The following is a 19,152-nucleotide window of genomic DNA, read 5'->3' on the forward strand; positions in this document are numbered from 1 at the left end:
AATGCCTAGCCGACCGGTACTAATAGGCCGAGGGCTTGTCCCACAACCACTCAACCAAGACAACAACCACGTTGCATGAGTGCTCGCGTCCACGAATCCAGAACACAGTTCGACCCCACGACAAGTGGGTGCACGACACATGTGAACAGAGGCTTGGCCACACCCGGCTGACAACACGCCAGGGTGTGGACCGCTAGAGTTACGGCGGCCATAGCGAAAGGGAAACACCCGGTCCCATCCCGAACCCGGAAGTTAAGCCTTTCAGCGCCGATGGTACTGCAACCGCGAGGTTGTGGGAGAGTAGGACGCCGCCGGACATACACTCCGTAGAGGCCACCGCAAGGTGGCCTCTACGTGTTTTTCCCGCAATTTCGTGAGGATCGGGCCCGTCCGGGCCAGGAAGTGCAGAGGTGGAGCCGTGGCCGAGGAGCGTCGCAGCCAGCGTCCGTCGCAGGGGACCGGCAGCGGAGGCCGGTCCGGTGGTCCGCGAGGCGGCAAGCCCGCCGGCGGCAAGCCGGCCTCCGGTGGCCGTGGCCGTCCCGACAAGGGCAGTGCCGGTCGTCCCGAGAAGGGCGGCTCCGGCCGCTCCTCGCGGTCGAGCGAGCGCGCCGACCGTTTCGAGCCGGGTGGCGACGAGCGTCGTGACCGCCGCTCGGGCGGTCGTCCGGAGCGGGGCGGTCGCCCCGAGCGCGGTGGACGACCCGAGCGCGGTCGCAGCGAGCGATCCGGCGGCAAGCCCGACTGGAAGCGTCCCGCCGACAAGCAGGTCGACCGCACAGCCGAGCAGGCGCGCTACGACGGTCCCGACCTGCCCGAGGACGTGACCGGCAAGGAGCTCGACCGCTCGATCACGGCCCAGCTCAAGGGTCTTCCGGAGAAGCTCGCGTCCCGTGTCGCCCGGCACCTCGCCGCGGCGGGCATGCTCATCGACGACGACCCGGAGACCGCCTACCAGCACACGTTGGCGGCCCGGGCGCGCGCGCCCCGGCTGGCCGTCGTGCGTGAGGCGGCCGGCGAGGCGGCGTACGCAGCCGGGCACTACGCCGAGGCGCTCGCCGAGCTGCGTGCGGCCAAGCGGATGAACGGCGCGACCGCCTACCTGCCGATCATGGCCGACTGCCACCGCGCCCTCGGCCACCCCGACCAGGCGCTGAAGCTGGCGAAGAGCCCGTCGGTGGCCAACTTCGTCCCCGAGGCGAAGGCCGAGATGACGATCGTCGAGGCCGGTGCGCGTCGGGACATGGGCCAGGTCGACGCGGCGCTGCGCACCCTGGAGCTCGCACCGCTCACGTCGAAGACGCGGGCGTCGTGGGTCGTCCGGCTGCGGTACGCCTACGCCGACACGCTCGAGGCGGCCGGTCGGCTGACCGACGCGCTGGCGTGGTTCCACCGGACGCACGCGATCGACAGCGACGAGGTCACGGACGCCGCGGCGCGTGCCGAGGCGCTGGAGAAGCGGATCCCGCAGGACTGAGCGCGAAGGGCCGTGGTCAGCGTCCCAGGACGTTGACCACGGCGTGGTCCACCCCGGCGGGCTGCGTCGCCGCGCGGATGCCGTCCTGGTAGCCGACTCGGATCCGGTCGACGACCACGATGGCCGGCTCGTCCGCTGCCACCTCGACGAGCAGCGAGTCCCCGGGCTCGAGCCGCTGGCCCTCGGGGTCGACCAGCTCGCTGCAGTACGCCGCCGGGTCGGAGGTGACTCCGGGGGAGCCGTCCCGACACAGCAGCGGACGCACGTCGACGTCGGTGTTGGCGGTCACCCGCAGCTTGACGCCGTCGACGCCCAGCGAGCGGTCGGTCGGCGCCGGCGCCATCGCGACGTACACCGGCACCCCGACCGGTGTGGCGGCCTGGCGGGTCTCCTCGCTGGTGGCCAGCTCCGGAGGGTGGGTGGTGTACCACAGCAGGACCGCGAGCAGCGCGACCAGCAGGACCAGCGCCACGGCGGCGCGGACCGCCCGCCGGCTCCGTGACACCTCGAGCGCAGCCGAGGTCCGGGGCGGGCTGTCGGACATGGGGCGAGGGTAGGGCACGTCACACCGCGATTGCGGACGAGACACGTCGGGTACAGCTCCCGTGGCCTTGACCCGGTCGGCGGTGGAGGATTCACTACCCGGGGGCTGGAGGAGGAGCGGTGCTGCGGTTCTCGGGTGCAGGGTTCAGCGATGTGGGCCACGTCCGCGACCACAACGAGGACGCCGGCTTCGTCGGCACGACGCTCGGCCTGGTGGCCGACGGGGTCGGCGGCGCCGCCGCGGGCGAGGTCGCCTCGGCGACCGTCGCCAGCGCGGTCGTCGAGACGGTCCTGGGTCCCGCCGGGGACCCGGGTCACGCCCGGACGCCCGAGCAGGTCCTCGTCGCCGGGGCCGACCGGGCGCGGGCCGGCATCCGCCGCGCCATCCAGCGCGACCTCACCCGGCTCGGGATGGCCACGACGCTGACGGTGCTCCTGTGCGACGGGGAGCGGGCAGTGCTGGGACACGTGGGGGACTCCCGCGCCTACCGGCTGCGCTCCGGCGTCCTCGAGCAGCTCTCCACCGACCACACGTACGTCGCGCACCTGGTGGAGTCCGGTCAGCTGGCCCGCGAGGCCGTGCCCCGGCATCCCTGGCGCAACGTGGTGCTGCGGTCGGTCGACGGTGACCCCGCCGACCAAGGGCTCGACCTGCGCCCGGTGCGCCTGCGCGCGGGCGACCGCTACCTGTTGTGCAGCGACGGCCTCACCGACATGGTCGTCGACGAGGTGATCGGCGAGGTCCTCGGTCGTGGTCATCCGGACGCGGCAGGTACCGCACTGGTCGACCACGCGCTCGCGGCCGGCGGCAGGGACAACGTCACCTGCGTGGTGCTCGACGTCGTCGAGGTCGACCCCGCAGCGGCCGGTCCGACGGGCCCGGCCGACGGCGTGCGCCTCGGCGCCCTGCTCGACCCGGCCAACGTGGTGGAGCCGAGCAGCCCCGTGCGCTCGGGGTGAGTGCGTCGGCGGGGAGTCCCGACCCGCCGATCGGTCGTGGTGGCTGGTGCTCAGGCGCCTCATGGGTCACAATGGGGGCACAACTACATCGTTGTCACTCGACTGACTTCGACCGACACGAGACCGCTGGGGAAGGCGTAGCTCGCGCCGGAGGAAGAAGGAGGTCACGGTGACCGCACGCACTGCTACCCGCACCGCGACGAGGGGCGTCCTGTACGTCCACTCAGCGCCGTCCGCGCTGTGCCCGCACATCGAGTGGGCCGTCGGTGGTGTGCTGGGTGCTGCCGTCAACGCCGACTGGACCCCCCAGCCGGCGCAGGCAGGCACCTACCGCGCCGAGCTCTCCTGGACCGGCGCACCGGGTTCGGCAGCCGCCATCGCCTCGGCGCTGCGCGGCTGGAACCACCTGCGCTTCGAGGTGACCGAGGAGCCGACCTCCGGCACCGAGGGTGCCCGGTACTCCTACACGCCCGAGCTGGGCGTCTTCCACGCCGTCACCGGCCTGCACGGCGACATCATGATCCCCGAGGACCGGCTCAAGGCCGCCGTGGTCAAGGCCGCTCTCGGGGACACCACGCTGCTGGTCGAGATCGACAAGCTGCTCGGGAAGCCGTGGGACGACGAGCTGGAGACCTTCCGGCACGCCGGCGACGGAGCGCCGGTGCGCTGGCTGCACCAGGTCGTCTGAGCACCCCGGGGCCCTCGGGGGCGGGCGCGGGTCAGCGCTTGCGGTACAGCCGGAAGTGCGACGGCTCGACCCAGCCCTTGTGGATCTCGGTGATGCTCGTCTGCCAGGTCACCCGCATCTTGATGGTGAACCGACCCGGGACCGTCGAGGGCCGGCAGATCGTCCACGACCTCTGGCCCCTCGCCGGGTCCGAGTCCACGTCGATGGCGCCGGAGGCCAGCTTCACGCCCCGGGGGTCGACCAGGAAGATCTCCGCCGCCCAGTCGTCGCTCGGCGGGTCGACGACGTAGTGGTAGTTGTAGCCGTGGCACCCGCTGCGCAGCGGGCGGTCTGGTGCGCCGGTGCTGCCCCAGTCCCGGTGCTCGTACGCCGCGGCCGGCGGTGTCGGTGCCAGCGCGGCGCCGAGGGTGAGCGCGGCGGCGGCGAGGGCGGCCGGTATCGGGCGGGAGCTGCGGCGCGGCATGGCGACCTCCGGTGACTGTGACTGCGGTCACCTGGTCAACGCGTGCGGGTGGTACCGGGTTACGTCACCCCGCGGCCGCCGGGCCCGTCACGGTCGCCGGAGCCGGAAGTGGCTGTTGGGGAGTCGGCCCTCCTCCTCGTCCCAGCCGTCCCAGACCGACACCTTCGCCTTGATGGTGAACCTGCCGGGGGACGAGGCGACGCCGCACAGCCGGAACCTCAGCCCGCCGGTGGGCTCCTCGCTGTCGCTGAGGAGGTAGGTCGAGGCGACCTTGTGGCCCTTCGGGTCCTTGATCTTCACCTCGACCTCCCAGTCGTCGGTCGGGACGGTGAGGCGGTAGCGGTAGGCGTAGCGCTTGCAGCCGCGCTTGAGCACGCCGTCGGGAGCGGCGGTGCGCCCCCAGTCCGCGCGGACCTCGACCGGTTCCGCCGCCGACGCGTGCCCGGCCGGGCCCAGGAGGGGCAGGCTGGCAGCGACCAGGGCGGCGGCGAGCAGACGGGCGTGGGATCGCATGGCCCCATCGTTCCCGACGAGTGGTGAGGGCCACACCCCTCGCGGAGTGTGGCGTGCGCCTCAGCGTCCGGCGGGCTAGAGCGGGATGTTGCCGTGCACGCCGTGGCGGACACCCTCGGCCTGCACCGCCTCGTCGATCGCCCGGGCCAGGGCCGAGCGGGTGAGTGCCGGGTCGACGACCTCGTCGACGACACCGATCTCGACGGCCTTGTCCACGCCGCCGGCGAGCCGCTCGTGCTCGGCGGCCAGCTCGGCCTCGACCTGGGGACGGATCTCGGGAGCGACCTCGGCCAGGCGACGGCGGTGCAGCACCCGGATGGCCGCGACCGCACCCATGACCGCGACTTCGGCGCCGGGCCAGGCGAAGACCCTGGTGGCGCCGAGCGAGCGCGAGTTCATCGCGATGTAGGCACCGCCGTACGTCTTGCGGGTCACCAGCGTGACGCGGGGGACCACGCACTCGCCGAACGCGTGCAGCAGCTTCGCACCGCGGCGCACGACACCGTCCCACTCCTGGCCGACGCCGGGCAGGTAGCCCGGGACGTCGACGAGCACGACGAGCGGGACCCCGAGGGCGTCGCACATCCGCACGAAGCGGCTGGCCTTCTCCGCGGAGAGGGAGTCCAGGCAGCCGCCGAGGCGCAGCGGGTTGTTCGCGACCACGCCGACGGTGCGGCCGCCGAGACGACCGAGGGTGGTGACGATGTTCGGCGCCCACTTGGCGTGCAGCTCGAGTGCCGTGCCCTCGTCGAGCACGGAGGCCACGAGCGGGTGCACGTCGTACGCCCGCTTGCGGGACTCGGGCAGCAGCGCGGCGAGGTCACGGTCCTCGACCTCGGAGACGCGCAGGCTGCCCTGGGCGCCGAGGAGGGTCGCGACGGCCCGCGCGCGGTCGAGCGCCTCGCGCTCGGACTCCGCGAGCACGTGGACGACGCCGGAGCGCCGGCCGTGCGGCTCGGGTCCGCCCAGGCGCAGCATGTCGACGTCCTCGCCGGTGACCGACCGGACCACGTCTGGGCCCGTCACGAAGATCCGGCCCTCGGGACCGAGGATGACGACGTCGGTGAGCGCGGGGCCGTACGCCGCGCCGCCGGCGGCCGGGCCGAGCACGACCGAGATCTGCGGCACGCGGCCGGAGGCCTGCGTCATCACCTTGAAGATCCGTCCGACGGCGTGCAGCGACAGCACGCCCTCGGCGAGACGGGCGCCGCCGGAGTGCCACAGCCCGATGATCGGGACGCCGTCGGTCATCGCTCGGTGGTAGGCGTCGACGACGACCTGGCAGCCCTGGTCGCCCATCGCGCCGCCCATCACGGTGGCGTCGGAGCAGAAGGCCACGACCCGGGTGCCCTCGACGGTGCCGACCGCGGCGACCATGCCGGAGTCGTCGTCGGGGGTGATCAGCTCGAGGGAGTCGGCGTCGAGCAGGGCCCGCAGCCGGGTGACCGGGTGGCGGGGGTCCTGGTCCCGGGGGACCTTGGTGGGCGTCCGCGGGGCCGTCGGCGCCTGGGTCACGAGACGCTCCGGAACGCGATGGCGACGTTGTGGCCGCCGAAGCCGAAGGAGTTGTTGAGGGCGGCGATGTCGCCCTCGGGCAGGTCGCGGACCTTGTCGGCCAGGTCGAGGCCGACGTCCTCGGGGTCCTCGAGGTTGATCGTCGGCGGCACGGTGCGGTGGTGGAGCGCGAGCACGGTGGCGACCGACTCCAGGGCGCCGGCGGCACCGAGGAGGTGCCCGGTCATCGACTTGGTCGAGGTGAGGACCGCGCCGGACGCCGCATCGCCGAGCGCGTTGCGGATCGCGAGCGCCTCGGCCACGTCGCCCTGGGGCGTCGAGGTGGCGTGGGCGTTGATGTGGGCGACGTCGCCGGGGGAGAGGTCGGCGTCGCGGAGGGCGAACCGCATCGCGCGGGTCGCGCCGGCGCCGACCGGGTCGGGCTGGGCGATGTCATGGGAGTCGGCGGTGATGCCGGCACCGCCGGCCTCGGCGTACACCCGCGCGCCGCGGGCGGCGGCGTGCTGCTCGGACTCCAGCACGAGGACCGCGGCACCCTCACCGAGCACGAAGCCGTCGCGGCCCTTGTCCCAGGGACGCGAGGCGGCGGCCGGGTCGTCGTTGCGCTTGGACAGCGCCATCATCTGCCCGAAGGCGGCCATCGGCAGGGCATGGACCGCGGCCTCGGTGCCGCCGCAGACGACGATGTCGGCGCGGCCCAGGCGGATCAGGTCGATGCCCAGTGCGATCGCCTCGTTGCCCGAGGCGCACGCCGAGACCGGCGTGTGGACGCCCGACTTGGCGCCGAGCGCGAGGCCGATGCCGGCGGCCGGGCCGTTGGGCATGAGCATCGGGATCGCCAGCGGGGAGACGCGGCGCGGTCCCTTGGCGAGCAGGGCGTCGTAGTTGGTCAGCAGCGTGGTGACACCGCCGATGCCCGACGCCATCGCGACCGACAGGCGCTCGGGGTCGATGCCCGCCTCGGCGGCGCTGCCGGTCAGGCCGGCGTCGGCCCAGGCCTCGAGGGCGGCGACCATGGCCAGCTGCCCCGAGCGGTCCATGCGGCGCGCCTTGACCCGGTCGAGGGTCTCGCTCGGCTCGACCGCCACGCGGGCGGCGATGCGGGCGCCGAGCGGCTCGGCCCACTCCTCCTCGAGGGGACGGACGCCCGAGCGGCCCTCGAGCAGGGCGGACCAGGTGGAGGGGACGTCGCCCCCGACCGGGGAGGTGGCTCCCAGACCGGTGACGACGACGCGCGTGGCGGACATGATGGCTGCTCCTCGGGGAGGGGACGTGCGGAGGGGGGACGGCGCCGGCCGCGACGGGCCGGCGCCGGTCGGGGTCAGGCGGAGGCGCGCTCGATGAAGGCCACGGCGTCACCGACGGTCTTGAGGTTCTTGACCTCGTCGTCGGGGATGGAGACGCCGAACTTCTCCTCGGCAGCGACGACGACCTCGACCATCGACAGCGAGTCGACGTCGAGGTCCTCGACGAACGACTTGTCGAGCTGGACGTCGGCGGCGTCGACGCCCGCGACCTCGTTGACGATCTCGGCGAGGTCGGAGCGGATCTCCTCAGTGGTGGCCATGCTGGTTCCTCTCGGTGGTGGGGTGGTGCTGGGTCTGGGGGTGCTGCGGGGTGGTGCGGTGGTGCGCTCGTGGTGCCGCGGTCGAGCGGCTCAGGGGACGACGACGACCTGGGCGGCGTACGCCAGGCCGGCACCGAAGGCGACCAGCAGGGCGGTGTCGCCGGAGCGGGCGTCGCCCTCGGTGACCATCCGGTCCAGGGCCAGCGGGATCGAGGCGGCCGAGGTGTTGCCCTGCTCGGCGATGTCGCGGGCGATGCGGACGGTGGGGGGCAGCTTCATCGACCGGGCCATGGCGTCGGTGATCCGCATGTTCGCCTGGTGCGGCACGAAGCAGTCGAGCTGGTCGGCGGTGATGCCGGCCCGGTCCAGGGCCTCCTGGGCCACCTTGGCCATCGCGAACGACGCCCAGCGGAAGACCGCGCTGCCCTGCATGGTCAGGTGCGGCATCGCCGGCTCCGCGGCGGCCAGCACGTCACGCCAGTCGTGGCGGGACCGGATGAGGTCGGACTGCTCGCCGTCGGAGCCCCACACGACCGGGCCGATGCCCGGCTCGTCGCTCGGGCCCACCACGGCGGCGCCGGCGCCGTCGGCGAAGATGAACGCCGTGCCGCGGTCGGTCATGTCGGTGATGTCGGAGAGCCGCTCGACGCCGACGACCAGGACGTGCCTCGCGCTGCCGGTCCGGACGAAGTCGGCAGCCATCGCGACGCCGTGGCAGAAGCCCGCGCAGGCGGCCGACACGTCGAACGCCGCGGCCTGGTCGGTGCCGAGCTCGTGGGCGACCAGGGTCGCGACGGCCGGGGTCTGCATCAGGTGGCTGACGGTGGCGACGACGACGCAGTCGACCTGCCCGGCGTCGAGGCCGGCGCGCTCGAGCGCCTGGCGCGCGGCGGCGACCGACATCATCTGGATGGTCTCGTCGTCGGAGGCGAACCGGCGCTGCTTGATGCCCGACCGCTGCTGGATCCACTCGTCGCTGGAGTCGATCGCCTCGACCACCTCGGAGTTGGGGACGACCCGGCGGGGGCGGTAGGCGCCGATGCCGAGGATGCGTGCGTGCTCCGCGCCGGTGGTGGCCTGGATCCGCGCGCCCATCAGGCCGCTCCCTCGGGGTGCAGCCGCAGCAGTGGCTGGCCGGGCGAGACGAGGTCGCCGTCCTCGACGAGCCACTCCACGACCTGGCCGCCGTGGGCGGCGGTGACCGGGATCCGGTCCCGCAGGCTGGCGACGTCGCCGATCGCTGCCCCGGCGGGCAGGACGGCGGAGGTGGCCGCGGCGCCGGCGATGTGGAAGGTGCCCTTGACCGGGGAGACGACCATCCGCCAGGTGGGGGAGGTCTCCATCTCCGAGGACTCGCCGTGCTCCTCGCAGAAGGCCCGGGCCGCGTCGAGCTGGTCGGGGGTCTTGAGCGCGAACGTCGCCACGCCCTTGAGCGCGCGCTTGGCGATGCCGGTCAGCGTGCCCGCCGGCGGCATCTCGAGGATGCCGGTGACGCCGAGGTCGGCCATCGTCTCCAGGCACAGGTCCCAGCGCACCGGGCTCGCGATCTGCCCGACGATCCGGCGCAGCACCTCGTTGCCGTCGTGGACGACCTGCCCGTCGCGGTTGGAGATCAGCCGCGTCCGCGGGTCGTGGGTCGAGACCGAGCGGGCCAGGTGCGCGACGTGGTCGACGGCCGGGCGCATGTGCTCGGTGTGGAAGGCGCCCGCGACGCTCAGCGGCATCAGCCGGGCCTTGGCGGGCGCGTCGTCCGCGAGGGCGGCGAGCTGGTCGAGGGTGCCGGCCGCGACGACCTGACCGGGGCCGTTGTCGTTGGCGGCGGTCAGGCCGTGCCGCGCGAGGGCGGCCAGCACCTCGTCCCGGTCGCCGCCGAGGACGGCGGTCATCCCGGTGGGCGTCACGGCCGAGGCGTCGGCCATGGCGTTGCCGCGCTCGCGCACCAGCACCATCGCCTGCTCCGCGGTGATCGCCCGGGCGCCCGCCGCGGCGGTCAGCTCGCCGACGCTGTGGCCGGCGACCGCGCCGATCTTGGCGAAGGCGTCGGCCGGGTGCGGGAAAAGCTCGAGCGCGGCGACCAGGCCGGTCGCGACGAGCAGCGGCTGCGCGATCCGGGTGTCGCGGATGGTCTCCGCGTCGGACTCGGTGCCGTGGGCGACCAGGTCGACCCCGGCGACGGTCGCGAGCCACTCGAAGCGCGAGGCGAAGACCGGGTCCTCCAGCCAGGGCCGGAGGAAGCCGGGAGTCTGGGCCCCCTGGCCCGGGGCGACGATGACGAGCACGGGTCCACCCTGCCCCTCCGAGGGGTCCGCGCTCGCCTCCGGCGCCCACGAAATCCGCAGGCCGGTTCTTGTGGGGTTCCCACAAAAGCCGACGTGGCGTCGCAGCTAGTCCCGCGGCCGGTGGAGAGGGCTACTCGACACGGCCGGACTGGCGGCCCAGGACGAGCGCGATCCGCAGGACGAACGCGTCCCGGGGGCGGCTGGGGGAGAAGCCGGTGGTGTCGGTGACCTGGCGCAGGCGGTAGCGGACGGTGTTGGGGTGCACGAAGAGGGCCCGCGCGGTGCCCTCGATCGAGGAGCCCTCGTCGAGGTACGTCGCGAGCGTCTCGACCATCGTCCCGCGGGCGCGCAGCAGCGGGAGGTAGAGCTGCTCGACGAGGTGCCGGCGGGCGTGCCCGTCGCCGGCCAGTGCGCGCTCGGGCAGCAGCTCGATGCTCTGCACCGGCCTCGGCGCCCCCGGCCACCCCGCGGCCGCGCGGTGCGCGGAGACGGCGGCGCGTGCGGAGACGTGCGCACCGGCGAGGTCGTCGGCGGCGGGGCCCACGACGACGGGTCCCTCCCCGAAGAGGCCGACGACCGACTCGGCGGCCACCCGCGGGTCGGCCACGCCGCCCAGGAGCACCACGAGCCGGTCGCCCTGCACGGCGCACAGCGCCTCCAGGCCCGCGGTCCGCGCCGCGCGGCGTACCTCCTCGGGCAGGTCGGCGGCCGCCGTCCGCTCCGGGACCGCCCCGAGGACCACCGCGACGTCGCCGGCGGCGCTCCAGCCCAGCGCGCTGGCCCGGCTCAGCACCGCCTCGTCGGCCTCGGCGCGGAGCACGGCGTCCACGACGAGGGCCTCGAGCCGGGCGTCCCAGGCGCCGCGCACCTCCGCCGCGCGGGCGTAGACCTCCGCGGTCGCGAAGGCGACCTCGCGGGCGTAGCGGAGCACGGCGGCGCGGACCAGGGGCACGTCCTCGGCGCCGAGCAGGCGGTCGATGTCGGACTCGACGACCTCGATCGACAGCCGCACCAGGTCCACCGTCTGCTGGAGGTTGATCACGCCGGCCAGCGCCCTCGGCGCCGCGCCGAACACCGACGCGGCCAGCTCGTTGGCGCCGGGCGCGGGCGTGCCGTCGTCGGCGCGGAACCAGTCGACGAAGCCCCGGATGCCGGCCTGCACGATCAGGCCGACCCAGGAGCGGTCCTGGGCGCTGAGGTCGCGGAACCAGGGCATCTCGGCGTCCATCCGCGCGGTGGCGGCGGTGCTGAGCGCACCGGTGGCCCGCTGCAGCGCATCGGCGGCGCGCGAGTGGGGTACTGCGGCTGGACTGCTCGACACGTCCGCAGGCTAGTCCCGCACCGTTGCGCGGGTGGCCGCGGACCGGTCGACCGGGCGAGGCACGACGACGAGGTCGTGCCGGATGCCCGACAAAACAAGGGAAATCCCGCGTTTCCCGGCGCCGGACCCTAGGGTCGGCGGACAGGCACGAGCACGAGCTCCCGCCGGAGGAGTACCAGGTGTCCACGAAGTCCCACGAGGTCCAGCACGTCACGATCCACGGCCACCGCCGGGCGTACGTGAAGGTCGGGTCGGGTCCCGCGCTGCTGCTCCTGCACGGGCTGGGGTGCTCCCACACCACCTGGGCGCCGGTGATCGACCTGCTCGCTCGGCGCTACACCGTCATCGCCCCCGACCTGCTCGGCCACGGGCAGTCGGACAAGCCGCGGGCGGACTACAGCCTCGGCGGATTCGCCAACGGCATGCGCGACCTGCTGACCGTCCTCGAGGTCGAGCGGGTGACCGTCGTCGGGCACAGCTTCGGCGGCGGGGTGGCGATGCAGTTCGCCTACCAGTTCCCCGAGCGCACCGACCGGCTGGTCCTTGTCGCCTCCGGCGGCCTGGGCCCGGAGGTGACCCCCGCGATCCGCGCGATCACCACCCCGGGGTTCCACCAGGTCATGGGCGTCCTGACGCTCCCCGGCATCCGGCACGCGGGCAAGAAGGGCATGCAGCTGATGACCGCGCTGCCCTCGCGGCACGCGCGGGACCTCGGTGAGATGGCGGAGATCTACGACTCCTTCAAGGACCCGGCCGCGCGCCACGCGATCCGCCACGTCGTGCGCGGCGTCGTGGACTGGAAGGGCCAGGTCGTCACGATGGCCGACCGGGCCTACCTCACCGAGGAGATGCCGATGGCGGTGGTGTGGGGCCGCGACGACACCGTCATCCCGGTGCGCCACGCCGGGCTGGCCGGTGACCTCGCCCCGCGGTCGCGGGTGGAGATCATCCCGAACGCCGGGCACTTCCCGCACAAGGACCACCCCGAGCGGTTCGCCAAGCTGCTCCACGACTTCGTCCGGACCACCCAGCCCTCGACGTACGACCGGGAGCGCGTGCGGACGCTGCTGGTGAACGGCCGCAGCGAGCCGGCGCCGGTCGCCTCGGTCACCGACATCACCAGCGCCTGAGGACGCAGCAGGGCGGTGACCACCGGAGTGGTCACCGCCCTGCCGTCACGCGTCGAGGCTGACGCCCTCGTCCCTCAGGCGTCTCCGCCTTCCTGCTTCACGCCGGCGACGGCGGTGGGGTCGTCGATCCGGTACGTCGCGAACGCCTTCTCGACCTGGGAGCGGTCGACCTGCCCGGCGTCGGCGAGGGCCTGGAGGGCCTGCACGACGACGGACTGGGCGTCGATGTGGAAGTACCGTCGGGCGGCCGGGCGGGTGTCGGCGAAGCCGAACCCGTCGGCACCCAGCACCCGGTAGTCACCGGGCACCCAGCGGGCGATCTGCAGGGGCACGGCCCGCATGAAGTCCGAGACCGCGACGACGGGCCCCTCGACGTCGACCAGCCGCTCCTCGACGTAGGAGCTGCGCGCCTCCTCGCCGGGGTGCAGCAGGTTCCACTCCTCGGCGGCGACGGCGTCGCGGGCCAGCTCGTTCCACGAGGTGACCGACCAGGTGTCGGCCTGGACGCCCCACTCCTCGGCGAGCATCCGCTTCGCGTCCTGGATCCACGGCATGCCGACGCCCGAGCCCATCAGCGTGACCCGCGGGCCCTCGCCCTCGGCGCGCGAGACCTGGTGCATGCCGCGCAGGATGCCCTCGACGTCGACGTCCTCGGGCTCCTTGGGCTGCGGCACCGGCTCGTTGTAGACCGTCAGGTAGAAGATGACGTTCTCGCCGTTGCCCTCGGGCCCGCCGGTGCCGTACATCCGCTCGAGGCCGGAGCGCATGATGTGCGCGACCTCGTAGGCGTAGGCCGGGTCGTAGTGCACGACCGCCGGGTTGGTCACCGCGAGCAGCGGGGAGTGCCCGTCGGCGTGCTGCAGGCCCTCACCGGTCAGCGTGGTGCGACCGGCGGTGGCGCCGACCAGGAAGCCTCGGGAGAGCTGGTCGGCCATGGCCCAGATCGAGTCGCCGGTCCGCTGGAACCCGAACATCGAGTAGAAGATGTAGAACGGGATCATCGGCTCGCCGTGCGTGGAGTACGCCGAGCCGGCGGCGGTCGCCGAGGCCATCGCGCCGGCCTCGGAGATGCCCTCGTGGAGCATCTGGCCTTGGGTCGACTCCTTGTAGGAGAGCAACATGTTCCGGTCGACCGACTCGTACTGCTGGCCGGAGGGGTTGTAGACCTTCGCGCTCGGGAACATCGCGTCCATGCCGAACGTGCGGTACTCGTCCGGGGCGATCGGCACGATGCGCTTGCCGATCTCGGTGTCCTTCATCCAGTCCTTGAGCAGACGGACGACGGCCATCGTGGTGGCGACGGAGTTCTTGCCCGAGCCCTGCTTGAGCTCGGCGTAGGCCTTGTCACCCGGCAGGGTGAGCGGCTTGGCCCGCACGACGCGCTTGGGCAGCGAGCCGCCGAGCTGGCGACGACGCTCGAGCATGTACTCGATCTCGGGGGAGTCCGCGCCGGGGTGGAAGAACGGCGCGGTGCCGGTCTCCTCGTAGGCCCGCTCGAGGTCGCGGTCGGAGATGGGCAGGTAGAGCCGGTCCCGGAACCGCTTGAGGTCGGCCGGGGTCAGCTTCTTCATCTGGTGGGTGGCGTTCTTGCCCTCCAGCGCGTCGATCGTCCAGCCCTTGATCGTCTTGGCGAGGATCACGGTCGGCTGGCCGACGTGCTTGGTGGCCGAGTCGAACGCGGCGTACACCTTGCGGTAGTCGTGGCCACCGCGCGGCAGCTTCTGGATCTGCTGGTCGCTCATGTGCTCGACCATCGCCCGCAGGCGCGGGTCGCCACCGAAGAAGCTCTCGCGCACGTAGGCGCCGTCCTCGACCGAGTAGGTCTGGAACGCGCCGTCCGGCGTGGTGTTCATCTTGTTGACGAGCACGCCGTCCACGTCGCGGGCCAGCAGCGGGTCCCACTCGCGACCCCAGACGACCTTGATGACGTTCCAGCCGGCGCCGCGGAAGTTGGCCTCGAGCTCCTGGATGATCTTCCCGTTGCCCGTGACCGGGCCGTCGAGCTGCTGCAGGTTGCAGTTGATCACCCAGGTGAGGTTGTCGAGCTCCTCGCGGGCCGCGACCCGGATCGCGCCGAGCGACTCGGGCTCGGCCATCTCGCCGTCACCGAGGAACGCCCAGACGTGCTGCTGGCTGGTGTCCTTGATGCCGCGGTTCTGCAGGTAGCGGTTGAACCGCGCCTGGTAGATGGAGTTGATGCCGGTCAGGCCCATGGAGACCGTCGGGAACTCCCAGAAGTCCGACATCAGCCGGGGGTGGGGGTAGGACGGCAGCCCGGCGCCGGGCCCGTGCTGGACCTCCTGGCGGAACCGGTAGAGCTGCTCCTCGTTCAGGCGACCCTCGAGGAACGCGCGGGAGTAGACACCGGGGGAGGCGTGGCCCTGGATGTAGACCTGGTCGCCGCCGCCGGGGTGGTCCTTGCCGCGGAAGAAGTGGTTGAAGCCGACCTCGTAGAGGCTGGCTGAGGACTGGTACGTCGCGATGTGGCCGCCGACCTCGAGGCCCTTGCGGTTCGCGCTGGACACCATGACGGCGGCGTTCCAGCGGATGAACGCGCGGATCCGACGCTCCGCCTCCTCGTCACCGGGGAACCACGGCTCCCGCTCGGGCGGGATGGTGTTGATGTAGTCGGTGCTCCGCAGGGCGGGGACGCCGACCTGCATCTCGCGCGCCCGCTCGAGCAGGCGGAGCATGACGTAGCGCGCGCGCTCGCGTCCGCGCTCGTCCACGAGGGAGTCGAAGGAGTCGAGCCAGTCGTTGGTCTCGTCCGGGTCGATGTCGGGCAGCTGGGTCGGCAGGCCCTCGTGGATCACCGAGGGGGTCGAGCCCTTGCGCGTGCCTGAGCTGGTGGGTGGTTCTCCGGTCACCTCGTCATCGTTGCACGCGGGTGCGAGGGACGGAATTTACCCGTCGGTAGCCAGGCGGCCACGAAGGGCGGGGGCGACCGGTCGTCGGTCGCCGGTCGGCCCTCGGCCGGCCCCGAAGCCGACGTCGACGGGGCCGGTGGGCGCCGATCGGGCCGGCGATCGGGGCGGCGCGCGACGTTCCCGCAGGTCGGGACGGCTTGCGCCTCGGCGCGGTCTCCGCTGGACTACTCCCCATCGCCCGCGGAGCGCGGGCGTACCGATCGCGTCTGGAGGACCACGTTGAGCTCGACCGAGGGTGGGGGGACCACCCGGACCGGCGCCGCAGGCGCCGACCAACCCGACACCGGACCTGCGGAGCGACTGGGGTTCACCAAGGGCATGGTCGTCCAAGAGCTCGGGTGGGACAACGACACCGACGACGACCTCCGCGTCTCCATCGAGGACACCATCGACGCCGACATGGTCGACGGTGACTACGGCAACGTCGTGGACGCGGTCCTGCTGTGGTGGCGCCAGGAGGACGGCGACCTGGTCGACGGCCTCGTCGACGCGCTGACCGACCTCGTCGGCGGCGGCGCCATCTGGCTGCTGACCCCGAAGGTCGGCCGCCCGAACTCCGTCGACGCCGCCACCGTCGCGGAGGCCGCACCGATCGCCGGGCTCTCCCAGACGACGACCGCCGCGGTGAGCAAGGACTGGGCGGCGACCCGCCTGGTGGCGCCCAAGACCCCCGCGTAGGTTCGCCCCGTGCTGCAGACCCTCCTCGGCCGCGCGGCGACCGCGGGCACCGGTGCCAAGGTGCTCGCGTCCTCGGGCATCATCCGGCCCTACCCGCCGGCCGTGCTGGCGCGCCTGGCCAGGACGGTCAAGGACTGGGGGACCGGCCCCGCGGGCGGCTTCGCCAGCCTGGCCGTGCGCTACCCCGACCGGGTGGGCCTCGTCGACGAGCTCGGCGAGCTGACCTTCGGCGAGCTGCACCGCCGCTCGAACGCACTGGCGCGCGCACTGCGTGCCCGTGGCGTCGGCGAGGGCGACGGGGTCGCGGTGATGTGCCGCAACCACCGCGGGTTCATCGACGCGAGCATCGCCGTGGCCAAGCTCGGCGCCGACGTGCTCTACCTCAACACCGCCTTCGCCGGGCCGCAGCTGGTCGACGTGCTGGAGCGCGAGCAGCCGACCGTCGTGGTCCACGACGAGGAGTTCACCGACCTGCTGGCCGCGGCCGACGTCGAGGAGCGGGTGCTGGCCTGGGTCGACGGCGACGGCGACGGTGAAGGCGCCACCGGGGGCGTCGCCACCCTCGAGCAGCTCATCGCTGCCGAGGACGACGGCGACCTCGACCCGCCCGACCGGCACGGCCGCACGATCATCCTGACCTCGGGCACGACCGGCACGCCGAAGGGCGCCCCGCGCAGCGAGGCCGGCATCGACGCCGCGATCTCGCTGCTGTCGCGGATGCCGCTGCGGCACGGCTGGCGCACCCACATCGCCGCGCCGCTCTTCCACACGTGGGGCTTCGCGCACATGGCGCTGTCGATGCTGCTGGGCTCCACGGTCGTGCTGCGCCGCCGCTTCGACCCCGAGGACTGCCTGCGCACCGTCGAGGAGGAGCGCTGCGACTCGCTGGTGGTGATCCCGGTGTTCCTGCAGCGGATCCTCGGCCTGGAGGAGCAGGTGCTGCAGCGGTACTCCCTCGACACCGTCAAGGTGGTCGCGTCCTCCGGCTCGGCGCTGCCCGGTGACCTGGCGGTCACCTGGATGGACCACTTCGGCGACCACCTCTACAACATCTACGGCTCGACCGAGGTCGCCTACGCCTCGATCGCGACGCCGGTGGACCTGCGCGAGGCCCCCGACTCCGCCGGCCGGCCGCCGTGGGCCACGACCGTCCGCATCTACGACGAGCAGGGCAAGGAGGCGCCCGCGGGCGCCTCGGGCCGGATCTTCGTCGGCAACAGCCTGCTCTTCGAGGGCTACACCGGCGGGGGCGGCAAGGACGTCCTCGACGGGCTGATGGCCACCGGCGACGTCGGCCGGTTCGGGGAGGACGGCCGCCTCTACGTGGAGGGGCGCGACGACGAGATGATCGTCTCCGGCGGGGAGAACGTCTTCCCCAAGGAGGTCGAGGACTGCCTGGCCCGCCACGAGGCCGTGGTCGACGTCGCGGCGATCGGGGTGGACGACCCCGACTACGGCAAGCGGCTGCGGGCGTTCGTGGTGCTGCGCGACGGCGCTGCGGCCGACGAGGACACGCTCAAGGACTGGGTGAAGGCGAACCTCGCGCGCTACAAGGTCCCGAAGGAGATCGTGCTCATCGACGAGCTGCCCCGCAACGCCACCGGCAAGGTCCTCAAGCGTGAGCTGAAGGACCACCCGGGGCCCGGCCAGGACGCCAGCACGGAGGCCGCCGGGTGAGCGGACTCGCGCTCGGGTGCGAGGCGCCCGACTTCACGCTGCGCGACCAGTTCGGCCAGGACGTCACCCTCTCGTCGTACCGCGGCACCAAGGCGGTCGCGATCCTGTTCTTCCCCTACGCCTTCTCCGGGGTGTGCACCGGGGAGCTGACCGGGGTGCGCGACCGGCTGGCCGAGTTCCTCACCTTCGACACCGAGGTGCTGGCGATCTCCTGCGACCCGCTCTACGCGCTCCGGGCGTTCGCCGACAGCGACGGGCTGAACTTCCCGCTGCTCTCCGACTTCTGGCCACATGGGCAGGTGTCGCGCTCCTACGACGTCCTCAACGAGGCGACCGGTGCGCCCCGGCGGTCGTCGTACGTCGTCGACCGGCAGGGCGTCCTGCGGTGGGCCGTCCACAACCCGACGTCCGAGGGCCGCGACCTCGACGAGCACCTGCGCCAGCTCTCCGCGCACGCCTGACCGGGGCCACGGTCGCCGTCTAGACCGCCGTCCCGATTTTGCCGCGATCCGCGGACGGGGCTCGTCGCGGACGCGTAGAGTTCTTCTCGTTGAACCGCTGGTGACCCGAGACGCCAGCGGTTCAACTTCCATTTACGGCCCTTTTCACGCGGCCGACCGCCACCGTCTAGTCTGTGGCCGCCCGAGCGGGCACGGGCGTATAGCTCAGCGGTAGAGCACCTCGCTTACAACGAGGTGGTCGGGGGTTCGATCCCCTCTGCGCCCACCATCCGCGCGCGCGGCACCGTCGGTGCGCCCGCCTAGCGTCCGGCGGCATGGGCGTGAGCGACCGGGACCGGATGGACACGAGCCGCCCGGTGCCGGTGTGGGTCGACGAGTCGACGGCGTTCCGCGGCCCGGTCGCGCCAGGGATCCTGCTGGAGTGGCGGCAGGTCGCCGGCCACCGGGAGCCCCGGTGGGAGGGCCTGACGACGTTCGCGGTCGGGGGCGGCGAGCTGCCCTGGTCGGTGGTGACGAAGTGGGTGCGGGAGGCGTGCCTGCTGCCGATGGAGCCGCGCTTCCCGCCCGGCGCCCGCACGTGACCCATCCGGACGGCGACCCGCTCCGAACGTCCTCCTGGTGCCCCGGCCGGGGGCCCGTGGGGGGAGTCACCGGCGGGGCGCCTGCGCGGCCCTGGAGCCACCTGCGTCCAGGGCCGCGCCCCGCTTCCACCGCGTCCACGGCGACCGGTGACGGGTGACCGGCGGCGGCCTACGCTGGGGTCATGCCCGAGTGCGAGTACGGCGAGGACTGCCCGCTGGCTCCCGTCGCGCTGGTGCCCATGGACCCCGTCGACCTGCTGGCGTGCGCCGAGCACGTCGACCAGGCGCTCGCGTGGGAGCCCGAGCTGCTCGTGACCTGGCTGGCCGACGAGGACGCCGCCCGCGCGTCGTGACCGACCGGCGCCGGACGCCCTG

At 73.1% G+C, this 19,152-nt stretch carries 19 protein-coding genes, 1 tRNA gene and 1 rRNA gene; 11 read left to right on the forward strand and 10 right to left on the reverse strand.

The features are described from left to right. Positions 1 to 200 precede the first annotated feature (200 nt). Positions 201 to 317 (forward strand): 5S ribosomal RNA (rrf, locus tag AB0N29_RS18745). Positions 318 to 418: 101 nt separating this feature from the next. Next, positions 419 to 1,474, forward strand: coding sequence for a tetratricopeptide repeat protein (locus AB0N29_RS18750; RefSeq protein ID WP_364869147.1), 1,056 nt, complete (start codon positions 419 to 421; stop codon positions 1,472 to 1,474). A gap of 16 nt (positions 1,475 to 1,490) precedes the next feature. Here AB0N29_RS18750 and AB0N29_RS18755 read toward each other — a convergent pair whose 3' ends face one another. After that, on the reverse strand, positions 1,491 to 2,018 hold the full coding sequence (locus AB0N29_RS18755; RefSeq protein ID WP_364869150.1) for a hypothetical protein: 528 nt from the start codon (positions 2,016 to 2,018) through the stop codon (positions 1,491 to 1,493). Between the two features lie 119 nt (positions 2,019 to 2,137). On the opposite strand from AB0N29_RS18755, the gene AB0N29_RS18760 reads away from it, so the two are divergent. Beyond that, entirely contained in the window at positions 2,138 to 2,977 is an 840-nt protein-coding gene (locus tag AB0N29_RS18760) for a protein phosphatase 2C domain-containing protein (RefSeq protein WP_364869153.1), read from the forward strand. A 169-nt stretch (positions 2,978 to 3,146) separates the two neighbouring features. Continuing rightward, the gene (locus tag AB0N29_RS18765; protein WP_166196528.1) at positions 3,147 to 3,665 is read left to right on the forward strand and encodes a DUF3145 domain-containing protein; all 519 of its coding nucleotides are present in this window, start codon (positions 3,147 to 3,149) and stop codon (positions 3,663 to 3,665) included. A 31-nt stretch (positions 3,666 to 3,696) separates the two neighbouring features. Here the strand turns inward: AB0N29_RS18765 and AB0N29_RS18770 are convergent, their stop codons facing one another. From AB0N29_RS18770 to AB0N29_RS18805, 8 genes are all read right to left on the reverse strand, one after another. Next, positions 3,697 to 4,128: a hypothetical protein gene (locus AB0N29_RS18770; protein WP_364869157.1), complete on the reverse strand. Its 432-nt coding sequence runs from the start codon at positions 4,126 to 4,128 to the stop codon at positions 3,697 to 3,699. Positions 4,129 to 4,215: 87 nt separating this feature from the next. Further along, positions 4,216 to 4,641, reverse strand: coding sequence for a hypothetical protein (locus AB0N29_RS18775; protein WP_364869159.1), 426 nt, complete (start codon positions 4,639 to 4,641; stop codon positions 4,216 to 4,218). 75 nt (positions 4,642 to 4,716) lie between these two features. Further along, entirely contained in the window at positions 4,717 to 6,156 is a 1,440-nt protein-coding gene (locus AB0N29_RS18780; protein WP_302267253.1) for a carboxyl transferase domain-containing protein, read from the reverse strand. Next, entirely contained in the window at positions 6,153 to 7,403 is a 1,251-nt protein-coding gene (locus AB0N29_RS18785; RefSeq protein ID WP_364869164.1) for a beta-ketoacyl-ACP synthase II, read from the reverse strand. Before AB0N29_RS18785 ends, AB0N29_RS18780 begins: the two co-directional genes overlap by 4 nt. Before the next feature lie 74 nt (positions 7,404 to 7,477). Further along, entirely contained in the window at positions 7,478 to 7,723 is a 246-nt protein-coding gene (locus AB0N29_RS18790; RefSeq protein WP_302267251.1) for an acyl carrier protein, read from the reverse strand. A gap of 90 nt (positions 7,724 to 7,813) precedes the next feature. Beyond that, a complete protein-coding gene (locus tag AB0N29_RS18795) occupies positions 7,814 to 8,818 on the reverse strand; it encodes a beta-ketoacyl-ACP synthase III (protein ID WP_364869168.1) in 1,005 nt (334 codons plus the stop codon). After that, complete coding sequence (locus AB0N29_RS18800; protein WP_364869171.1) at positions 8,818 to 10,002, reverse strand: acyltransferase domain-containing protein; 1,185 nt, start codon at positions 10,000 to 10,002, stop codon at positions 8,818 to 8,820. Before AB0N29_RS18800 ends, AB0N29_RS18795 begins: the two co-directional genes overlap by 1 nt. Positions 10,003 to 10,132: 130 nt before the next feature. Further along, on the reverse strand, positions 10,133 to 11,323 hold the full coding sequence (locus tag AB0N29_RS18805) for a helix-turn-helix domain-containing protein (protein ID WP_364869174.1): 1,191 nt from the start codon (positions 11,321 to 11,323) through the stop codon (positions 10,133 to 10,135). Between the two features lie 179 nt (positions 11,324 to 11,502). On the opposite strand from AB0N29_RS18805, the gene AB0N29_RS18810 reads away from it, so the two are divergent. After that, positions 11,503 to 12,453 carry an alpha/beta fold hydrolase gene (locus AB0N29_RS18810; RefSeq protein ID WP_302267247.1) on the forward strand — a complete coding sequence of 317 codons (951 nt, stop codon included), beginning with the start codon at positions 11,503 to 11,505 and terminating at the stop codon, positions 12,451 to 12,453. Positions 12,454 to 12,527: 74 nt separating this feature from the next. On the opposite strand, the gene aceE is transcribed toward AB0N29_RS18810, so the two are convergent. After that, on the reverse strand, positions 12,528 to 15,320 hold the full coding sequence (gene aceE, locus AB0N29_RS18815; protein WP_302267246.1) for a pyruvate dehydrogenase (acetyl-transferring), homodimeric type: 2,793 nt from the start codon (positions 15,318 to 15,320) through the stop codon (positions 12,528 to 12,530). A 360-nt stretch (positions 15,321 to 15,680) separates the two neighbouring features. On the opposite strand from aceE, the gene AB0N29_RS18820 reads away from it, so the two are divergent. The 6 genes from AB0N29_RS18820 (at position 15,681) to AB0N29_RS18845 (ending at position 19,130) form a co-directional block, all read left to right on the forward strand. Further along, complete coding sequence (locus AB0N29_RS18820; RefSeq protein ID WP_364869532.1) at positions 15,681 to 16,058, forward strand: DUF3052 domain-containing protein; 378 nt, start codon at positions 15,681 to 15,683, stop codon at positions 16,056 to 16,058. A gap of 9 nt (positions 16,059 to 16,067) precedes the next feature. Further along, positions 16,068 to 17,735 (forward strand): AMP-binding protein, encoded by a 1,668-nt coding sequence (locus AB0N29_RS18825; RefSeq protein WP_364869179.1) that lies wholly within the window; start codon positions 16,068 to 16,070, stop codon positions 17,733 to 17,735. Beyond that, positions 17,732 to 18,196, forward strand: coding sequence for a peroxiredoxin (locus tag AB0N29_RS18830; protein WP_364869182.1), 465 nt, complete (start codon positions 17,732 to 17,734; stop codon positions 18,194 to 18,196). The genes AB0N29_RS18825 and AB0N29_RS18830 overlap by 4 nt, the downstream gene beginning before the upstream one ends. Before the next feature lie 193 nt (positions 18,197 to 18,389). Beyond that, a tRNA-Val gene (locus AB0N29_RS18835) sits at positions 18,390 to 18,464 on the forward strand. A 46-nt stretch (positions 18,465 to 18,510) separates the two neighbouring features. Next, the gene (locus AB0N29_RS18840; RefSeq protein ID WP_364869185.1) at positions 18,511 to 18,777 is read left to right on the forward strand and encodes a hypothetical protein; all 267 of its coding nucleotides are present in this window, start codon (positions 18,511 to 18,513) and stop codon (positions 18,775 to 18,777) included. Between the two features lie 182 nt (positions 18,778 to 18,959). After that, positions 18,960 to 19,130 (forward strand): hypothetical protein, encoded by a 171-nt coding sequence (locus AB0N29_RS18845; protein WP_302267163.1) that lies wholly within the window; start codon positions 18,960 to 18,962, stop codon positions 19,128 to 19,130. Positions 19,131 to 19,152: the final 22 nt, after the last annotated feature.

Source organism: Nocardioides sp. NPDC092400, assembly GCF_040684155.1.
In the GTDB taxonomy this organism is placed as follows: domain Bacteria; phylum Actinomycetota; class Actinomycetes; order Propionibacteriales; family Nocardioidaceae; genus Nocardioides.